Source organism: Streptomyces sp. ITFR-21, assembly GCF_031844685.1.
Lineage (GTDB): Bacteria > Actinomycetota > Actinomycetes > Streptomycetales > Streptomycetaceae > Actinacidiphila.
In genome coordinates this window covers 1,151,641-1,169,050 of record NZ_CP134605.1, presented here as the reverse complement: position 1 = coordinate 1,169,050, position 17,410 = coordinate 1,151,641, and the positions used below count along the sequence as shown (strand labels likewise).

15 protein-coding genes are annotated in these 17,410 nt (G+C 76.0%); 8 read left to right on the top strand and 7 right to left on the bottom strand.

Translation table 11 applies throughout. The annotated features are described in order from the left end of the window. Window positions 1-420 precede the first annotated feature (420 nt). Window positions 421-1,398, top strand: coding sequence for a 2,3,4,5-tetrahydropyridine-2,6-dicarboxylate N-succinyltransferase (gene dapD, locus RLT57_RS05255; protein WP_311296187.1), 978 nt, complete (start codon window positions 421-423; stop codon window positions 1,396-1,398). A gap of 276 nt (window positions 1,399-1,674) precedes the next feature. After that, window positions 1,675-3,162 carry a hypothetical protein gene (locus tag RLT57_RS05250; RefSeq protein WP_311296186.1) on the top strand — a complete coding sequence of 496 codons (1,488 nt, stop codon included), beginning with the start codon at window positions 1,675-1,677 and terminating at the stop codon, window positions 3,160-3,162. Between the two features lie 860 nt (window positions 3,163-4,022). Here RLT57_RS05250 and RLT57_RS05245 read toward each other — a convergent pair. Beyond that, window positions 4,023-4,667: an HNH endonuclease family protein gene (locus tag RLT57_RS05245; RefSeq protein ID WP_311296185.1), complete on the bottom strand. Its 645-nt coding sequence runs from the start codon at window positions 4,665-4,667 to the stop codon at window positions 4,023-4,025. A 315-nt stretch (window positions 4,668-4,982) separates the two neighbouring features. Beyond that, complete coding sequence (locus RLT57_RS05240; protein ID WP_311296184.1) at window positions 4,983-6,197, bottom strand: TerD family protein; 1,215 nt, start codon at window positions 6,195-6,197, stop codon at window positions 4,983-4,985. Between the two features lie 235 nt (window positions 6,198-6,432). Between RLT57_RS05240 and RLT57_RS05235 the strand changes: the two genes are divergently transcribed. From RLT57_RS05235 to RLT57_RS05225, 3 genes are read left to right on the top strand one after another with little or no spacing between them, the layout of a single operon-like run. Further along, complete coding sequence (locus tag RLT57_RS05235; RefSeq protein ID WP_311296183.1) at window positions 6,433-7,026, top strand: response regulator; 594 nt, start codon at window positions 6,433-6,435, stop codon at window positions 7,024-7,026. Window positions 7,027-7,039: 13 nt separating this feature from the next. Continuing rightward, a complete protein-coding gene (locus RLT57_RS05230) occupies window positions 7,040-7,693 on the top strand; it encodes a sensor histidine kinase (RefSeq protein WP_311296182.1) in 654 nt (217 codons plus the stop codon). Then, window positions 7,690-8,130 (top strand): response regulator, encoded by a 441-nt coding sequence (locus RLT57_RS05225; RefSeq protein ID WP_311296181.1) that lies wholly within the window; start codon window positions 7,690-7,692, stop codon window positions 8,128-8,130. Before RLT57_RS05230 ends, RLT57_RS05225 begins: the two co-directional genes overlap by 4 nt. A 24-nt stretch (window positions 8,131-8,154) precedes the next feature. Here RLT57_RS05225 and RLT57_RS05220 read toward each other — a convergent pair whose 3' ends face one another. Next, window positions 8,155-8,973: an NAD-dependent epimerase/dehydratase family protein gene (locus tag RLT57_RS05220; RefSeq protein WP_311296180.1), complete on the bottom strand. Its 819-nt coding sequence runs from the start codon at window positions 8,971-8,973 to the stop codon at window positions 8,155-8,157. A gap of 274 nt (window positions 8,974-9,247) precedes the next feature. Between RLT57_RS05220 and RLT57_RS05215 the strand changes: the two genes are divergently transcribed. Both RLT57_RS05215 and RLT57_RS05210 read left to right on the top strand, forming a co-directional pair. Then, on the top strand, window positions 9,248-10,198 hold the full coding sequence (locus tag RLT57_RS05215) for a 5-dehydro-4-deoxyglucarate dehydratase (protein ID WP_311300583.1): 951 nt from the start codon (window positions 9,248-9,250) through the stop codon (window positions 10,196-10,198). A gap of 27 nt (window positions 10,199-10,225) precedes the next feature. Beyond that, the gene (locus RLT57_RS05210) at window positions 10,226-11,428 is read left to right on the top strand and encodes a hypothetical protein (RefSeq protein ID WP_311296179.1); all 1,203 of its coding nucleotides are present in this window, start codon (window positions 10,226-10,228) and stop codon (window positions 11,426-11,428) included. A 286-nt stretch (window positions 11,429-11,714) separates the two neighbouring features. Here the strand turns inward: RLT57_RS05210 and RLT57_RS05205 are convergent, their stop codons facing one another. The 4 genes from RLT57_RS05205 to RLT57_RS05190 form a co-directional block, all read right to left on the bottom strand. After that, on the bottom strand, window positions 11,715-12,695 hold the full coding sequence (locus RLT57_RS05205) for a hypothetical protein (RefSeq protein WP_311296178.1): 981 nt from the start codon (window positions 12,693-12,695) through the stop codon (window positions 11,715-11,717). After that, window positions 12,695-13,312 carry a SigE family RNA polymerase sigma factor gene (locus RLT57_RS05200; RefSeq protein WP_311300582.1) on the bottom strand — a complete coding sequence of 206 codons (618 nt, stop codon included), beginning with the start codon at window positions 13,310-13,312 and terminating at the stop codon, window positions 12,695-12,697. The genes RLT57_RS05205 and RLT57_RS05200 overlap by 1 nt, the downstream gene beginning before the upstream one ends. A gap of 179 nt (window positions 13,313-13,491) precedes the next feature. Then, window positions 13,492-14,295 (bottom strand): class I SAM-dependent methyltransferase, encoded by an 804-nt coding sequence (locus RLT57_RS05195; RefSeq protein WP_311296177.1) that lies wholly within the window; start codon window positions 14,293-14,295, stop codon window positions 13,492-13,494. Between the two features lie 97 nt (window positions 14,296-14,392). Next, window positions 14,393-15,163, bottom strand: a complete 771-nt coding sequence (locus tag RLT57_RS05190) for an IclR family transcriptional regulator (RefSeq protein WP_311296176.1) — start codon at window positions 15,161-15,163, stop codon at window positions 14,393-14,395. Between the two features lie 131 nt (window positions 15,164-15,294). Here RLT57_RS05190 and RLT57_RS05185 point away from each other — a divergent pair, with 131 nt between their 5' ends. Then, complete coding sequence (locus tag RLT57_RS05185) at window positions 15,295-16,824, top strand: aldehyde dehydrogenase (NADP(+)) (protein ID WP_311296175.1); 1,530 nt, start codon at window positions 15,295-15,297, stop codon at window positions 16,822-16,824. The last annotated feature ends 586 nt before the right edge of the window (window positions 16,825-17,410 follow it).

Below are 17,410 nucleotides of genomic sequence, written 5' to 3'. Positions count from 1 at the left end.
GACCGGAGAGGGTGCCCCGGAGCGGGTGCCCCGGAGCGGGTGACCAGGGCGGTCGGCGCGGGCGGTCGGCGCGGGTGGGCGGGCCTTTTGGGCACGCGGGCGCGGGCGGGCCCGCCCGCGCCCCTCGGCCGGACGGCCGGGACCGCCGCCCGGTGGGTACGCGGGCGCGGGCGGACCTGCCGGAGGCGGGCTTGCAGGGCGGGTCCTGGCGCGGGGGCCTGGCGCGGGGTCAGGGTATGGCAGCCGGGACTGCGGGGCCCTGGCGCGGGGCCAGGGCGCGGCGGCCGGGCCTGCGGGCCGGGCGCGGAGTCCGGGCGGGGCCCGGCCGAGGGGCGCGGGCGGGCCGGACCCAAGCCGCCCCGCCGACCGCGTGGTGAGCCGGTTAACGATCACGCCGGAGCAACCGTTAGCGTCGGGTCCATGACTGACTCCCGCCCCGGCGCCATCGGCATCGGCCTCGCCACCCTCGCCGACGACGGCACCGTACTCGACACCTGGTACCCCGCCCCGGAACTCACCTCGGAGCCGGGCCCCGCGGGCACCGTGCGGCTGACCGCGGAGCAGGCCGCGGACGCCCTGGGCGCCGCAGCCCCGAAGGCCCTGGGTCCCGACCCGCGCCGCGGGGTCGAGGTCATCGCGGTCCGTACCGCCATCGGCTCGACCGACGACAAGCCGCTGGACGCCCACGACATCTACCTGCGCCTGCACCTGCTGAGCCACCGGCTGGTCCGCCCCAACGAGCAGAACCTCGACGGCATTTTCGGCCTGCTGGCCAACGTCGCCTGGACCTCCCTCGGCCCGGTCCCGGTGCCGCACCTCGAAGCGACCCGGCTGGCGGCCCGCGCCGAGGGCCTGCACCTGGCGGTGAACGGCATCGACAAGTTCCCCCGGATGACCGACTACGTCACCCCCGCGGGCGTCCGGATCGCCGCCGCCGACCGGGTCCGGCTCGGTGCCCACCTCGCCGCCGGCACCACCGTGATGCACGAGGGCTTCTGCAACTACAACGCCGGCACCCTGGGCACCTCGATGATCGAGGGCCGCATCTCGCAGGGCGTCGTCATCGGCGACGGCTCCGACGTGGGCGGCGGCGCCTCCATCATGGGCACCCTGTCCGGCGGCGGCACCCAGCGCGTCGCGGTCGGCGAACGCTGCCTGCTGGGCGCCGAGTCCGGCCTGGGCATCGCGCTCGGCGACGACTGCGTGGTCGAGGCCGGCCTCTACGTCACCGCGGGCACCCGCGTCACCCTCCCCGACGGCACGATCGTCAAGGCCGTCGAGCTGTCCGGCGCCGACAACCTCCTCTTCCGCCGCAACTCCACCACCGGCAAGGTGGAGGTCCTCCAGCGGACCGGTTCCTGGGGCGGCCTCAACTCCGTTCTGCACAGCCACAACTGACACCCCCGCCGGCGCCGGCCGGGCACCTCGCCGGCCGCCGGCCGGCCACCCCGCCGGTCCGCGGCCGGCCACCCCCCGGGGCCTCCGCCGACGCCCGCCTGCCCGACCGCCCACCGGCCGTGCCCGCGGGTCCCGGCGGGCCGGCGGGCACGGTTTGTCGCGGCGCCGAGCAGGGCGGCGCAGGCAATACGCTGATGCCACGCGCTTCGCCGCTTTCCCGTCCCCGTCGCCCCCCTCGCCCCACGCTCGTTCCACGCCGAATTGGGAGACCGTCCAATGTCCGCAAGTCCTCTCGTCCTGCCGCCGGTGCGGCTGCTGCCCGCGGCCGAACTGGCCCGGCTGGCGCGGGCCGTACCGCTGCTGGAGCACGCGCTGCGGCTGGTGCGGTGGGCCGGGGACGGGCGGCCGGTCGACGCCATGGGGGAGCTGCTGGAGGCGGACCTCGCCGCGGCGGCGACCGAGCTGGGGATCGACGCGGAGGAGGGACTCGGCGAGGCCGCCCAGGCGTGGGGCGTGGCGGTGGACACCGGGCTGCTCGCGCTGGAGATCGAGGAGGACGCGCAGGAGGCGGCGTCGGCGGGGGAGCCGGCCGGGCGGGCGGTCCGCGCGCAGGCGTACGCGGCGGTGGCCGCGGGCGACCCGCAGGACCTGCTGGAACTCTGGCTGGCCGCCGCGGAGTACGCGCTCGCCGACGCCTCCGAGCCGGACTACGAGGGCCTTCAGGACGTCCTGGACGACGGCGACCGGTCGGTGCTGGACGAGATGGACTGGGACCCGGAAGAGGAGGCGGAGTTCCTGGACACCGCCCTCGCCAACCTCTACGTGCTGATGGCGATGGACGCCGCGGAGCCGGAGCCGGGCGCCGTACCGCTGCCCGTGCTGGCCGCCTCGCTGGTCGTACCGGACGAGATGGAGCAGCCCAGCGACGCCGTGCTCGAAGAGGTCACCGCGGTGATGATGCGGCTCGACGAGCAGTTCCGGCTGCTCGGGCCGGCCGGGCTGCTGGAGTACCGGCCGGTGGACGGGGCGCTGATCGCCGAGGACGGCGAGCCGGAGCTGTCCGAGGTGGGCCCCGACGGCCTGGACCCGGAGGAGATCTCGCGCTACGGGCTGGTCCGGCTCACCCCGCTCGGCGTCTACGGGCTGCGGGAGCGGCTGATCGAGGCCGGGGCGCAGGCACCCGTGATCGGGGACCTGGCCGACGGGCCCGCCGCCGACCTGCTGGCCGCGCTCATCGACTACCCCGACCACGCGGCGCGCGCCGAGGCCGAGTTGTGGCTGACCGACCGCAAACCCGTCGAGGCGGCGACCGAGTTGCTTGCGGCCGGCCGCGGTGACGACGCGAGCGCGCCCGGCCGGCGGCTGATCTGCCAGCAGACGCTGGCGCTGCTCGGCGCCGAGGCGGAGCCCGCGCTGCGGGAGGTACTGGACGACCCCCGGCTCGGCGGCCTGGCCAGGGTCTGGCTGACCGAGCGCGGCGCCGCCGACATCCCGGCGCCCGGCGCCGACATGGTGTTCTGGCTCACCATCGACACGCTGGCCGCGCAACTGGCCACCGATGAGGACGCGGAGCTGCTCGGCGACCTGATCCGCGACCTGGTGGCCCGGCACGACGGCTTCTTCGACGCGGCCTGGCGCGTCGACCACCCCGCCACCGCCGACGTCCTGGAGGCGATGGGCCGTCTCCACCCGGACCGCAAGATCGCCAAGGACGCCCGCAAGGCGGCCTTCAAGGCACGCTCCCGGGAGGGCACGGCGGGCTGACCGGCGGCGCGGTACGGGGGGCCGAGCGCTGCCGCCGGCGCGGCCGAGGGGCGCCGGGAGTTGACGGAAGCGCGGGCGGGCGACGGTGGTCCGGGGTCCGGTCGGCGCCCGCTCGCCTGCCGCCCGCTCGCCTGCCGCACGGCCACCGTTCACCGGGAGTCGGTGCCGGGCCACGGACGTGGCCGCGATACATCCGGGAGGTCCCGCGCCACATCCCCGCCGTGTCCGCGCCGCGGGGCTAAGTCCCCGCGGCGGGCCGACGCCTCGGGTGTCGAGCTCCCTTTCGCGGCCGGCGCCGCCGCGCGACCCTGCGCCCCGGAGGGAGCGGTCCGTGCCGATCGGCCGCTTCGTGGCCGACCTGTCCCGCGCGGTCCGGACCGGGATTGTGTACGGCGTGGACCGGATCGACGGGCCGGACCGCGATGCCGGGCAGGTCCCCGTCCGCGAGCAGCGCGAGGACGGCGAGGCCGCCCGCGCCCACCGGCCGGCCGGCTTGCGGTGGGCCGCCGGCGGCGCGTACCCCGGGCCGTCCCGTGCCCGCGACCGGAGTCCGGCGGGGCAGGACGGCGCCGTCTGGGTCTACGGCCCCTCGCGCCGCACCCTGGCGCTGAAGGCGCAACCCGGCCCCGGCGCTGCCCCAGCCCTGGCTGCGGCCCCGGTCCGGAGCGGGACGGCGGCGGCTGCGGCGGCCGGCGCGGCGTCACCCCCGCCGTGCGGCGGGCCGCCCCCGGCCCGTGGGGGGAACACCCCGCGTGCCCCGGGGACGCGGACCGCTGAGGTCGCGGGGCCGGCACGTGTTACGGCCGCCCCGGGGGTGAGGTCACCGGGGCGGCCGTAACGTTTCGGCGGGCGGCGGGTGGTCAGCAGGCGTTGAGTATCGAGGTCAGCGCCGACTTCTCCGCGCTGTCCACGCTCAGCCCGTAGTAGTGCTTCACCTGCACCCAGGCGCGTGCGTAGGTGCACTGGTACGAGGCGCGCGGCAGCCATTCGGCCGGGTCGTCGTCGCCCTTGGAGCGGTTGGAGGACGCGGACACCGCGATCAGCTGCGGCCGGGTGGTGTCGTTGGCGAACGACTGGCGCTGCGGGGTGGTCCAGGACCAGGCGCCGGACGCCCAGGCCTCGGCGAGCGGTACCAGGTGGTCGATGTCGAAGGTCGACGGGTTGGTGGTGGTCGCGCCGTCGTAGGCGCTGGTCCAGCTGCCCGACGTCGCCTTGCAGGAGCTGTCGGTGACCACGCTCGCGCCGTCGCGCTTGATCACGTACTCGCGGGTGTTGCAGGTGCCGGAGATGGTGATCCAGGTCGGGAACAGGTCGCGGTCGTAGGTGGAGGAGTGCGTCTCGGCGGTCGCCGTCATCGCGGAAAGGTAACTGCGGGCGGTGGAGGCGGCGATCGGGGTGGGCAGTGCGGCCTGGGCGGTGCCGCTGCCGGCCAGCAGCGCGGTCGCCGCCAGCAGTACGGATCCGACGGTGGCGCATATGCCGCGCAGGAGACGGGCTTTGGGCATGGCTGAACGCTCCCGTGGCTAGAGGACGGTGGCGGTGAGCGGTGCCCTCTCAGCGTCCCGGCCACGGGTCTATGCGCATAGACATGCAGCGGTAAATTTTAGGTGACCATGACATTTTCGGCGATCGGTCCACCCACGGGTCCCCACGGGCCGCCCGGCCCGCGGGCGGCGGGCGCGGACCGCCGCACGGGCGGCGGCGGGACCGGCGGTGGAACCGCGCCCGTGCCGCCGCGCGCGGTCACCTCCGCGGTCGGAGCGCGCCCGCGCCCGTACGGCCCGCGCCCGTCCGCCTGTCCGTACCGCCCGCCCGTGCGGTCAGAGCGCGCCCGCGCCCGGCTTCTCCAGCGCCCGCGCGGTCCGCGCGTCCACGAACGTGCCGAGCGCGGTCATCTCCCACTCGCCCGAGAACTGCCTGACCATCTTGGCCATCAGCACCCCGGTGCGCGCCTCGCCGTTGGTGAGGTCGAAGCGGACCAGTTCCTCGCCGGTGGTGTCGTCCAGCAGCCGGCAGTAGGCGCTCTTGACCTTGTTGAACTTCTGGCCGGAGAAGGAGTTGACGGTGAAGACCAGTCCGGTGACCTCCGGCGGCAGCCCGCCCAGGTGCACGGTGATCGCCTCGTCGTCGCCGTCGCCCTGGCCGGTCAGGTTGTCCCCGTGGTGCCGGATCGCCCCGTTCAGCACCGTCAGCTTGCCGAAGTAGCAGGTGGCGATGGGGTTGCGCCGCGGACCGTAGGCGATCACGGACGCGTCCAGGTCGATGTTCCGGCCGCCGGAGGCCGGCTCCCAGCCGAGGCCCATCCGGACCGAGGACAGCAGCGGCTTGCCGCCCTTGACCAGCGAGACCGTCTCGTTCTTGCGGAGGTTGACCCGGCCCTTGTCCAGGTTGATCCGCCCGGGGGCGGCGGGGGGCGCCGCCGGCGCGGCGGGCGGGGCGGTGGGCGGCGGCGGCAGGTGGGTGGCGGCGGGACCGGTCGGCGGCTTGGCGTAGGCCGGCGGTACGGCGGCGGCGGGCGGGGCGACCGGGCGGGCGGCCGGCTCGTCCACGTGCACCCCGAAATCGGTGGCGATGCCCGCCAGCCCGTCGGCGTACCCCTGGCCGATCGCGCGGACCTTCCACCCGCCGCCCCGCCGGTAGACCTCGACGATGACCAGCGCCGTCTCCGGGCCGAGGCCGGCCGGGGCGAAGGAGGCGATCTCGGCGCCGTCGTCACCGCGCACGACCGCCGTCGGGGTGACGCCGGCGAAGGCGCCGCCGCCGTCCAGACTCGCGGTGACCACCACCTTGTCCACCCCGGCGGGAACCGCCGCGGTGTCCACCACGATGGCGTCCGGCGCCGAGCCGCCGCCCGGGCGGTAGGCCACCCCGGCGCCCTGCGGCTGGTTGTAGAAGACGAAGTCGTCGTCCGAGCGGACCTTCCCGTCGGCACCCAGCAGCAGTCCTGACACATCCAGCCGCACGCCGGCGGTGACTTCCACAGTCACCCGGGGTACGGCGAGCGGCACATTCGAGCCAGGCGTCATAGCGTTCATGCCCCGGTAACGACCGACTCCGCTTTGCGGTTCCATTACCAGGCCGGCAGGGATACCGGCCCGTCCAGGAGGCATACGAAGAGGCGTGCGGTGCGACGGGAGGCGCCCGCGGAGCGGCGGCGCGCCCGGACCGCCGGTGCGACGGGGTTGCCGCGGGTGCGGGGAAGGACGCGTCACGTACGCTCGGCCCCACGTCATCTGCCGGTGGGCGGCCGCATGCTGGAGGGTGAGGGAGTTGGCACACACAAGCCCGGCGCGCGGCGGGCTCGGCGCCCCTGCTCAGGCCGGGTCGCCGACGGGTGCCGCGCGGATCCGGGTGCCGCGGTCGCGCGACCCCGCGGGAGGCGACGCCAGAGCCGTACCCGGCCGCGACGGCCGCCCGGAGTCGGTGCTGCTGGTCGAGGACGACGACGGCGACGCGCTGCTGGCCGAGGAGTACCTCGGCGACGGCCCCGCCGCCCCCCGGCTGCTGCGCGCCCGCAACCTCGCGGAGGCGGTGGCGCTGCTCACCGGGGGGCCCGCGCCCGACGGCGTACTGCTCGACCTGCACCTGCCCGACGCCTTCGGGGTCGACGCGGTCACCCGGCTGCTGCGGGACGCCCCGGGCGCGCCGGTGGTCGTCCTGGCCGGCACCGGTATCGCCGACCGCACCGGGCTGCTGGAGCAGATGCTGGTCGCCGAACGCGCCGCCGCCGACCTCACCGCGCTCCAGGACGCCGCGGCCCGGTGGCGCCCGGACTACGCGGGTCCGCTCGTCCGGCACGCCCGCCCGGGGGCTGCCCCGCGCCTCCGACGCCGCGCTGCTGGACGGCGGCAAGAAGGCACTTGACCGCATCCGCGAGTTGTACGCGGCCGAGGACTCGCACCTGCTGGCCGACCGGGTGCGCAGCCAGCAGCAGTTGCGGCACATCGAGGGCGAACGGGACATGGTGTTCCTGGCGATGCCGGCCTGCTTCCTGGCGGCCGCCCTGGTCCTGGCCCTGCTGCTGCGGCAGATCGTCGGACGGCCGCCGGACCGGCTGCGGGACGACGCGCTGCGGGCCGCGGGCGGTGACTTCGAGGGCCGGATCGTCACCCCGACCGGGCCGGCCGAGCTGCCCTCGACGACCGGCGACCCGACGCTGCTCACCATGGTGTGGCAGAACCTGGTCGGCAACGCGGTCAAGTTCCGCTCCGCCGACCGCCCGCCGGTCATCACGGTGCGGAGCGGTACCGGGCCGGACGGCTGGTACGCCTTCACCGTGACCGACAACGGCGTCGGCATCCCGGCCGAGTTCAACGAGAAGGTCTTCGTGGTCTTCCGGCGGCTGCACAGCCGCGACGGGTACGAGGGGACCGGGAGCGGCCTGGCCATGTGCCGGAAGATCATCGAGCACCACGGTGGCAGAATCATGGTCGACACCTCCTACACCGGCGGTACCGGGATCCGGTTCACCCTGCCGGGCCCGGCCCCCGCGGACCCGGCCCCGAGCACCGAGGGAGCGCAGCCCGAATGACCGACGACGTGGAGCCGATCGAGGTCCTGCTGGTCGAGGACGACGCCGGCGACGAGCTGATGACCAGGGCGGCGTTCGAGGACAACAAGATCCGCAACTCCCTGTACGTGGTGCGCGACGGCGAGGAGGCGCTCGACTTCCTCTACCGCCGCGGCGCCCACATCGGCGCGGTGCGGCCCGACCTGATCCTGCTGGACCTCAACCTGCCCAAGTACGACGGCCGCCAGGTGCTGGAGCGGATCAAGGGCGACCCGGAGCTGGCCACCATCCCGGTGGTGGTGCTCACCACCTCCTCCGCCGAGGAGGACATCGTGCGCAGCTACAAGCTGCACGCCAACGCGTACGTCACCAAGCCGGTCGACCTCGGCCAGTTCATCAGGGCGGTCCGGCAGATCGACGACTTCTTCGTCTCGGTGGTACGGCTGCCGGGCCGCTGAGACGGCGGCCCGGCAGCCTCCGGCTCAGGGCCGGCGGACGGGCGGGTCGGTGCAGAACGCCCCGCCCAGATTGGCGTGCGCCGGGTCGGCCGGGTCCAGTTCGCCCTGCTCGGCCACGAGGGCCGCGGCGAACGGCTCGGAGTCGTCCCGCGGCCGGTAGCCCAGCGCCCGGGCGGGACCGAGGTCCCACCACAGCCGGGTGTTGGCCGAGCTTCCGTAGACGACGGTGTGCCCGGTGACGTCGGCGGTGAGCGCGGCGTGGAAGAGCCGGGCGCCGTCGGCCGGGCTGAGCCACACCGACAGCATCCGCACCGTCCTCGGCCGCGGGAAGCAGGCGCCGATCCGGACCGAGACGGTGTCGATGCCGTACCGGTCGGCGTAGAGCTGGGCGAGGTCCTCGCCGAAGCACTTGGACAGGCCGTAGTACGTGTCCGGGCGGCGCGGGGTGTCCACCGGGATCAGCGGGTCGCCGCCGAGCGGGCGCGGGGTGAAGCCCACCGCGTGGTTGCTGGAGGCGAAGACGATCCGGCGCACCCCCTCCTCACGGGCGGCCTCGTAGAGGTGGTAGGTGCCCTCGATGTTGGCGCGCAGGATCCGCTCGAAGGTCGATTCCCCGGAGATCCCGGCCAGGTGCAGGATCGCGTCCACCCCGTGGACCGCCGCGCGCAGCGCGTCCCGGTCGGCGAGGTCGGCGGTGACCGCCCCCTGGGCGCCGGGGCCGGCGGGGACCGGCCGGGCGTCGAACAACCGCAGGTCGTAGCCGTAGGGCGGCAGCAGGTCGCGCATCAGGGTGCCCACGCCGCCGGCGGCGCCGGTGAGCAGGACGGTACGGGGGGCGGGCATGCGGGGTCTCCTCGGTCTCACCGGCGCCGGCCGGGTCCGCGGGGCGCGGCCGGCCGGCGCCTTTCGCGGGCGGACGACACGGGCGAGTATAGGCATGAATCAAGTTCATGTAGGTGGACGCATATCGGGTACCACGGGCTCGCGTGGCAGGCTCGTCACGGTCCTACCGGCCCGCTCGTCGGCTTGACCACCGCGGGGCGCCTCGCCTAGCGTGGCAGCGTTCATGAATATGGACGTGAATCACATGAGCGCACACGTACTCACTGGGGACCCGATGACCGCACCCTCACCCGCACTCGCCGACCGCCTCGACGGCCTGCTGTTCTTCCCCGTGACGGCCTTCGGCCCCGACGGCGGCCTCGACCTCGACGCCTTCCGCGCCCACGTCCGCGCCGGGGTCGACGCCGGGGCGGCCGCGGTCTTCGCCTGCTGCGGCACGGGTGAGTTCCACGCGCTCACCCCCGAGGAGTTCGGCGCCTGCGTCGCCGCCGCCGTCGAGGAAACGGCCGGCCGGGTGCCGGTGGTCGCCGGAGCCGGCTACGGCACCGCGCTCGCCCTGCGCTACGCCCGGCTCGCCGAGGCGGCGGGCGCCGACGGACTGCTCGCCATGCCGCCCTATCTCGTCGTCGCCGACCAGGACGGCCTGCGGCGGCACTACACGGCGCTCGCCGCCGGCACCTGCCTCGACGTCATCGTCTACCAGCGGGACAACGCCGTCTTCACCCCCGAGACCGTCGTCGAACTCGCCAAGGTGCCCAACATCATCGGCCTCAAGGACGGCGTCGGCGACCTCGACCTGATGCAGCGCATCATCAGCGCGGTCCGCACCGACCTGCCCGGACGCGCGTTCCTCTACTTCAACGGCCTGCCCACCGCCGAACTCACCGGCCTGGCCTACCGCGGCATCGGGGTCCTGCTCTACTCCTCGGCGGTCTTCGCCTTCTCGCCCGAGATCGCCCTCGCCTTCCATCACGCGCTCACCACCGGCGACGACACCACCGCCAACAGGCTGCTCGACGGCTTCTACCGGCCGCTGGCCGAGCTGCGCAACCGGCGCCGCGGCTACGCGGTCTCGCTGGTCAAGGCCGGGGTACGGCTGCGCGGCCTGGCCGTCGGCGAGGTACGCCCGCCGCTGTCGGAGCCGTCGCCCGCGCACCTGGAGGAACTGGGCGGGCTCATCGAGCGGGGCCTGGCGCTGCTGGGCACCGGCCCCGGCGCCAACTGATTCGCGACAGAAGGCGAACCGCTCCCCGTGAAGACCTCCGTGTTCCTCTACCCGTGGGATGTCGTGGGCGACCCGGAGGCCGCCGGCCGCGTCGCCGGCCTCGGCGTCCGGCAGGTCACCCTCGCCGCCGCCTACCACTCCACCCGGGCCCTCACCCCGCGCCACCCCCGCCACCGCGTCGTCACCGCCGAGTACGCCGCCGTCCTCTACCCGCCCGGCGAACAGCGCTGGCGGGACCGGGCGTTGCGCCCCCATCCGGCCGGGAGCTGGGCCGCGGCCGAGGACGCGCACGGCGCCGCCGCCGACGCGCTGCGGGCCGCCGGGCTGGAGGTGCACACCTGGGTGGTGCTGGCCCACAACTCCCGGCTGGGCGCCGAGCATCCGCACACCTCGGTGGTCAACGCCTACGGCGACCGCTACCCGTGGGCGCCCTGCGTGGCCGGGCCCGAGGTCCGCCGCTACCTGGTCGACCTCGCCGCCGAGGCGGCGGTACGCCCCGGGGCGGCCGGCACCGAACTGGAGTCCCTCGGCTGGTACGGCCTAGCCCACCTGCACGCCCACGACAAGACCGCCGGCGTCCCGCTCGGCGACGCGGCCCAGTACCTGATGTCGCTGTGCTTCTGCCCGCACTGCCGGGACGGCTACGCGGCCCGCGGCGCCGACCCCGGCGACCTGGCCGCCGCCGTCCGGCGCGCCCTGGACCCGGTCTGGGCCGGCCGGCCCGAGGCGGCACGGGCGGCGGGCCCGGACGGCATCGCCGCCCTGCTGGGCGCGGAGTTCGCCGCGCTCACCCTGGACTGGCGGCTGCGTACCGCCCGTTCGCTCCAGGAGCAGACCGTCGCCGCGGTCCGCGCCGTCGCCCCGCCCGGCTTCCAGGTGCTGATGCACGCCGACCCGGTCCCGTACCACTGCGGCGCCAACGCCGGCGTCGACCCGGCCCACATCCTGCGGCACACCGACGGCCTGGTGCTGCCCTGCACCGGCGGGCCGCGGGCGCGTGAGGCGGTGCTCGGCCCGCTCGTCCCGCACCGGGGTCCGCGCACGGTGCTGGCCGCCAACCTCACGGTCGTCGCCGGCATGGGCGGCAGCCCGGCCGCGCTCGCCGCGGACGGGGCACACGCCGCCGCGCTGGGCGCCACCGAACTGCGGCTGTACCACGCGGGGCTGGCCTCCGACGCCGATCTCGCCGCGGTCCGTGACGGGCTGGCGGCGCTGGCCCGGACCGGCTGAGCCGCGCAACGGCGAGGCGGCGGAGGGGGGTTCCCGGGGCGCGGCGATCATGGGGGTACCGCCGCGCCCCGGAGCTTCGACGGCCGTTCGGGCCCGGGGCGGCCGCAAGGCCCGGAGAGTCCTGCACACCCAAGTCGCCACCGGGACGCGAGAGGTTGCCGTGGTGACGGGAAATATTTCCGGCCGGCCGCCCACCGGGTCCTGGCTCCGCACCGGGGCCGGTGAGGTGGCCGCCGCGGGTCCTGGTCCTCGTACGGGCCGGCCGGCCGCCGCCCGGACCGCGGCTTCAGAAACGGCCGTCGAGCGCGAACGGGCCGTCCTCCCCGACGCCCGCCGCCAGATACACGTCACCGCCGCCGTGCCGGCCGCCCGTCGCGTGGGCGAACCGCCCGGTGAACGTGTAGGTGCCCGGCGCCAGCGTCCGGCCCGGGGCGAGCACCCACCGGTAGACCAGGCGGTCGCCCTCCTCCCGGACCGACGTGAAGATCCGGCCCGGCACCGAGGTGGACGAACCGGTGGCGGTGACCCCCGCGGTCCTGGCCACCCGCAGTTCGACGACGAGCACGGTCAGCGGCCGTCGGACGGTCAGGCCGATGTCGTTCTGCGACCACGCCGAGGTGCCGGCCGGGCCCGCCGAGGCGCTCGCGGTCACCGCGGGGTCCCCGGTGACCGGCGCGAACAGCGGGGCGACCGGCGCGGTCGCGGCGGGCGCCGACGGGCTCCCGGCCGTCGTCCCGGCCGTGGCCGTCGTCCCGGCCGTGGCCGGCGGCGCGGCCGGGGTCGTCGGCGGGGGCGCGGCCGGGGAGCGGGGGGTGCGCGCGGTCCGCGCCCGGCCGCCGCCCGGCCTGCCCGGAGCGGCCCCGGCGCCCGAATCCGCGCCCGCGCCGGTGCCGGTGTCGGCGCCCTCGCCGTGCCGCGCGGTCCTGACGTCGCGGCGGGCGGCCTCGCCCCGGGCGGCGTCGCGGCCCGGGGCGCCGCCCGCGTCGGACGGGCGCGGGGGAGTGCCGCCGGAGGTCACCACGGTCTGCCCGGGGCCGCCGCCCTCGGATGCCGCCCCGATCACCAGGCCGCCGATCCCGAACGCCCCGGCGACCGCCGCCGTCACCGCCGCGATCCGCATCCAGGGCGCGGGCCGCCGTTCGCCGAGCCGGGCGCCGGGCGACCGCCCCGGCGGGCCGACGGCGCGCTCCACCCGGGCCAGCATCCGTTCCCGGTCCGGCCGGTGGGCGTCGGCCGCCGCCCGCAGCCGCTCCGGCAGTTCGGCCATCACACTCCCCGTCCCGTACGTGTACGGGCACGTCCCGGGGGAGCGGGCGCGCCCAGGATCCGAGCCGCGTCCGGACCCGCCGCCCGCGGCCGACCCGTCGCCGGAACCGTATCCGGTCCGGCCGGGGCCAGCAGCCGCTCCAACTCCGCGACCCCGCGCGAGGTCTGGCTCTTCACGGTACCGACCGAGATGCCCAGCGCCTCCGCGGTGTCCTTCTCCGACAGGTCGAAGGCGAGCCGCAGCACCACGCAGGCGCGCTTGCCGAACGGCAGCCGCTGGAGCGCCTCCCGCAGGTCCAGCACGGCCGGCACGTCCGGGTCCTCGACGCGCTCGGTGCGCTGCGACCAGAACAGCGCGATCCGCCGCCGCTCCCGTACCGCGCTGCGGATCCTGGACCTGGCGAGGTTCGCCACCACGCCGCGGGCGTAGGCGACCGGGTGCTCGGCGGCGCGCACCCGGTCCCAGTGCCGCCACAGCACCACCAGCGCGTCCGCCGCGAGATCGTCCGCCGCGTCCGCCTCGCCGGTCAGCAGAGCGGCGAGGCGGGCGAGTTCGGCGTAGTGCCGCTCGAAGAACTCGTGGAACGCGGCGGCATCGACATCGACGGCTGTGCCCACGGTCACCTCTTCCTGCCCGGACGTCCCCGCCACGGCGCGGCGAGAGCGTAGCAGCGGGGAAAGGCGCTGGGCAGAGGTCGGAGGCGGCGGATTCGGCGCCGCCGCGCCCGCCCGAACGGGGCTCTTGCCGGTGGCAAGAGCCGCCGGCGCACGCCGCCGAACGGTGCCGCGCGGCGGTGTCAGTCGGCGGCGCGCTCGCAGCGGACCACCCGGGTGACCAGCCGCAGATCGAACCCGCCCGCCGAGGTCTCCGGCTGCGCGTCGAGCAACTCCCGCGCCTTGGCCAGTAGTTCGGCCCGCTCGGCGGGCTCCAGCACCAGGATGTGCGAGTGCGTCGCCACGGTGGCGATCAGCGAGTCGGCGGTGCGCCGCTGCCGGTGCGGGAAGTCGGCGTCCTCCAGCAGGACATAGTCGGGATGGGCCCTGATGGTGCGCTGTGGCGACCAGTCGACGACCGGCAATGGGCTGCCGACGATCCGGCCGAGCTCGGCGATCCAGCCGACCCGGGTGTCGTCGGTGTTCCACAGCGCCGCCAGCGCGCCGCCCGGCCGCAGCACCCGGGCGATCTCCGGCAGCGCCCGCTCCTGGTCGAACCAGTGGAACGCCTGCCCCACCACCACCGCGTCCACCGAGGCGTCCGGCAGCGGGATGTCCTCGGCGCTGCCGGCCAGCGCGGTCACCTCGGGAAGCGCGCGGACCAGTTCGGCGCGCATCCCGTCGTCCGGCTCCACCGCCGTCACCTCGTGCCCCAGCGCCACCAGGGAGGCGGTGAGCTTGCCGGTGCCCGCGCCGAGGTCGAGTACGTCGAGCACCTCGTCCGGGGTCTGGAGCGCCGGCTCCAGCGCCCAGCGCACCGCCGCCTCCGGGTAGTCCGGCCGGTGCTCGGCGTACGCGGCGGCCACCGCGCCGAAGGAGGAGGCGCGGCGGGCGCGGAGGTCGGGGTCGTTCGGCTGCTCCGGCTGCGGAGTGTCATGGCTGGTCATGGCACCGACCTTAAACGGTGGCCGCACGCGGCACCGACCCCGAGCGGCGCCCCCGCACGGTGCCGGCACCGCACGCCGGCACCGGCCGGCGGACTTGCTACAGGCGGCGGGTCGCCATCAGCAGCCGGTCCCGGGCGTCGAACAGGGTGTCCTTGATCATCTGCTCGTGACCGGGGGTCAGCCGGGCCACCGGCACCGAGCAGCTGACCGCGTCCCGCGCCGGCGTGCGGTACGGGATCGCGATCCCGAAGCAGCGCAGCCCCAGGGTGTTCTCCTCGCGGTCCACCGCGTACCCCTGCTCGCGGATCTGCGCCAGCTCCCCGATCAGCTTCTCGCGGTCGGTGTGGGTGTGGTCGGTGAGCGGTTCCAGCGTGGCCGGCAGCAGCTTGCGCACCTGCTCGTCGGTGTACGTGGCCAGCAGCGCCTTGCCCAGCGAGGTGGAGTGCGCCGGCAGCCGGCGGCCGACCCGGGTGAACGGGCGCAGGTAGTGCTGCGACTGCCGGGTGGCCAGGTAGACCACGCTGGTGCCGTCCAGCCGGGCCAGGTGGATGGTCTCGCTGGTGTCGTCGGAGAGCCGGTCCAGGGTGGGCCGGGCGGCGGCCACCACCTCGTCGCCGTCGATGTACGAGGTGCCGACCAGCAGCGCGCGCACGCCTATGCCGTACCGGGTGCCGGTGGCGTCGGTCTCGATCCAGCCCAGCTCGACCAGGGTGCGCAGCAGCATGTAGAGGCTGGACTTGGGGTAGCCGACCGACTCCTGGACCGCCGCCAGGCTGTGCATACCCGGGCGGCCCGCGAAGAACTCCAGCAGTTCCACCGTGCGAACCGCGGACTTGACCTGGGAACCGGCTCCCTCGCCAGCAGCCATCGCGTGCGACCCCTCTTGTTCGGCCGGGAGGCGCGGACGTAGGCTCCCGGACGTAGATTCACATCTGAAGACGTTGTTCAGTATAGAGAACGACCATCGTGAACAGTGCGGACAATGTGGAGGTTCTTCCGGTGGCAGTACCAGTCTGGAGCGTCGACCCCCGAACCGGGAAGCGGCGGGAGGAGGTCGGCACCGAGGCCACGCCCGAGGAGGTCGACGCCGCCGTCCGCGCCGCAGCCACCGCCCTCCCCGCACTCGCCGACCGCAGCGTACGCTCCCGGCTGCTGCGCGCCGCCGCCGGGGCGCTGGAGGAGTCGGCCGAAGCGGTGATCGCCGCCGCCGACGCGGAGACCGCGCTGGGGGTGCCGCGGCTGACCGGTGAGCTGGCCCGTACCGCCTTCCAGCTGCGGGCCTTCGCCGGGGTGGTGGACGAGGGCGGCTACCTGGAGGTGATCATCGACCACGCCGACCCGGCCGCCCGGCCCGTCCCGCGCCCCGACCTGCGCCGCTACAAGATCCCGCTGGGCGTCGTCGCGGTCTACGCCGCCAGCAACTTCCCGCTGGCCTTCTCGGTGCCCGGCGGCGACACCGCCAGCGCGCTGGCCGCCGGCTGCCCGGTGGTGGTCAAGGCGCACCCCGACCACCCGGCGACCTCCGCGCTCACCGCGGAACTGCTGCGGCGGGCGGCCGTCCGGACCGGTCTGCCCGCCGACACCGTCGTCCTGCTGCACGGGTTCACGGCCGGCGTCGAACTCGTCCGGCACCCGCTGGTCGCCGCGGCCGGCTTCACCGGCTCCATCCCCGGCGGCCGGGCGCTGTTTGACGCGGCCACCGCCCGCCCCCGCCCGATCCCCTTCTACGGAGAGCTGGGCAGTCTCAACCCGGTCGTCGTCACCGAGGCCGCCGCCGCCGAACGCGCGGAGCGCATCGGGACCGGGCTGGCCGGCTCCTTCACCCTCGGCAGCGGCCAGTTCTGCACCAAGCCGGGCCTCGTCCTCGTCCCCTCCGGCGCGGCCGGCGACCGGCTGGTCGCAGCGCTGACCGGCGCAACCCGGGACGCGGCCCCCGGCGTGCTGCTCGACTCCCGGATGCGCGACAACTTCCTCAACGGCGCCGCCGCCCGCGCCGCGCTGCCCGCCGTCACCGCACCGGTCGGCCCCGGCGACGCCGACGGGCTCGCGGTACGGCCCGGGTACGTCGTGGCCCAGGCGTGCGACCTGGCCGCCGAGGGCGCGTACGACCTGCTGCTCGACGAGTGCTTCGGGCCGCTGACGGTGGTCGTCCGGTACACCGGCCAGGAGGAACTGGCCGCCGTCCTCGACCGGCTGCCCGGCAACCTCACCGCCACCGCCCACCTAGGCGCGGCGGAGGCCGCGCAGGAGGACGGCCCCGCGGCGGTCCTGCTCGCCCGGCTCACCGCCCTAGCCGGCCGGGTCCTGGTCGACGGCTGGCCCACCGGCGTGGCTGTCGCGCCCGCCCAGCACCACGGCGGCCCCTACCCGGCCACCACCTCGACCGCCACCTCCGTCGGCGCCACCGCCGTCGACCGCTGGCTCCGCCCGGTCGCCTACCAGGACACCCCGCCCGCCCTCCTCCCCCTCGAACTGCGCGACGCCAACCCCTTGGGCCTCCCCCGCCGGGTCGACGGCGTCCGCCAGTAGGTCCCGCCGGGAACGGTGGCCGGGCGGCCCCAGCCGCGCCGACGGCGCCCGACCCGCCACGCGACCCGGCCGCGAGCGGTCGGCGGGCGGACCGCCGCCGCGGCGGTCGGTCCACGCTTTCCCCGGCGGGGGACCCCCCGGCGGGTACGGCGGAGGTCGCGCCGGGGGCGCGCCGGACCGCGCCGCGGACTCGGGCTGCGGCGGTAGCGGCACCCTCGCCGTTCGCCGTGTCCCGGCCGCGGCCGAGCCGCCGGCGGCAAGGCCCGGGAGCGGAGGGGCATGTCGTGGCGCGGCGGGCACCGCGCTCAGAGCGCGGGCGACCGTGGCTGAGGCGGCGGGACCGCGCCGGGCCCGGCCCCCGGCGGTACGCGGCGCCTCGCCCCGGCCGCTACCGCGTCGGCCGCCGCGGAGTCGACGGGGCGGCAGCCCGGCCACCACCAGGGCACGGTGGTCAGCGCGCTTTCCCCGGCTCGAAAACCCCGGCGGGCGTGGCGGAGTCGACGGGGCGGCGGGGACGTGGCGCGGTGCTCCGCCGGACGGCGGGACCGTACGGTTCCGGTCGGGCTCGGGCCTCGTACAGTGCCGT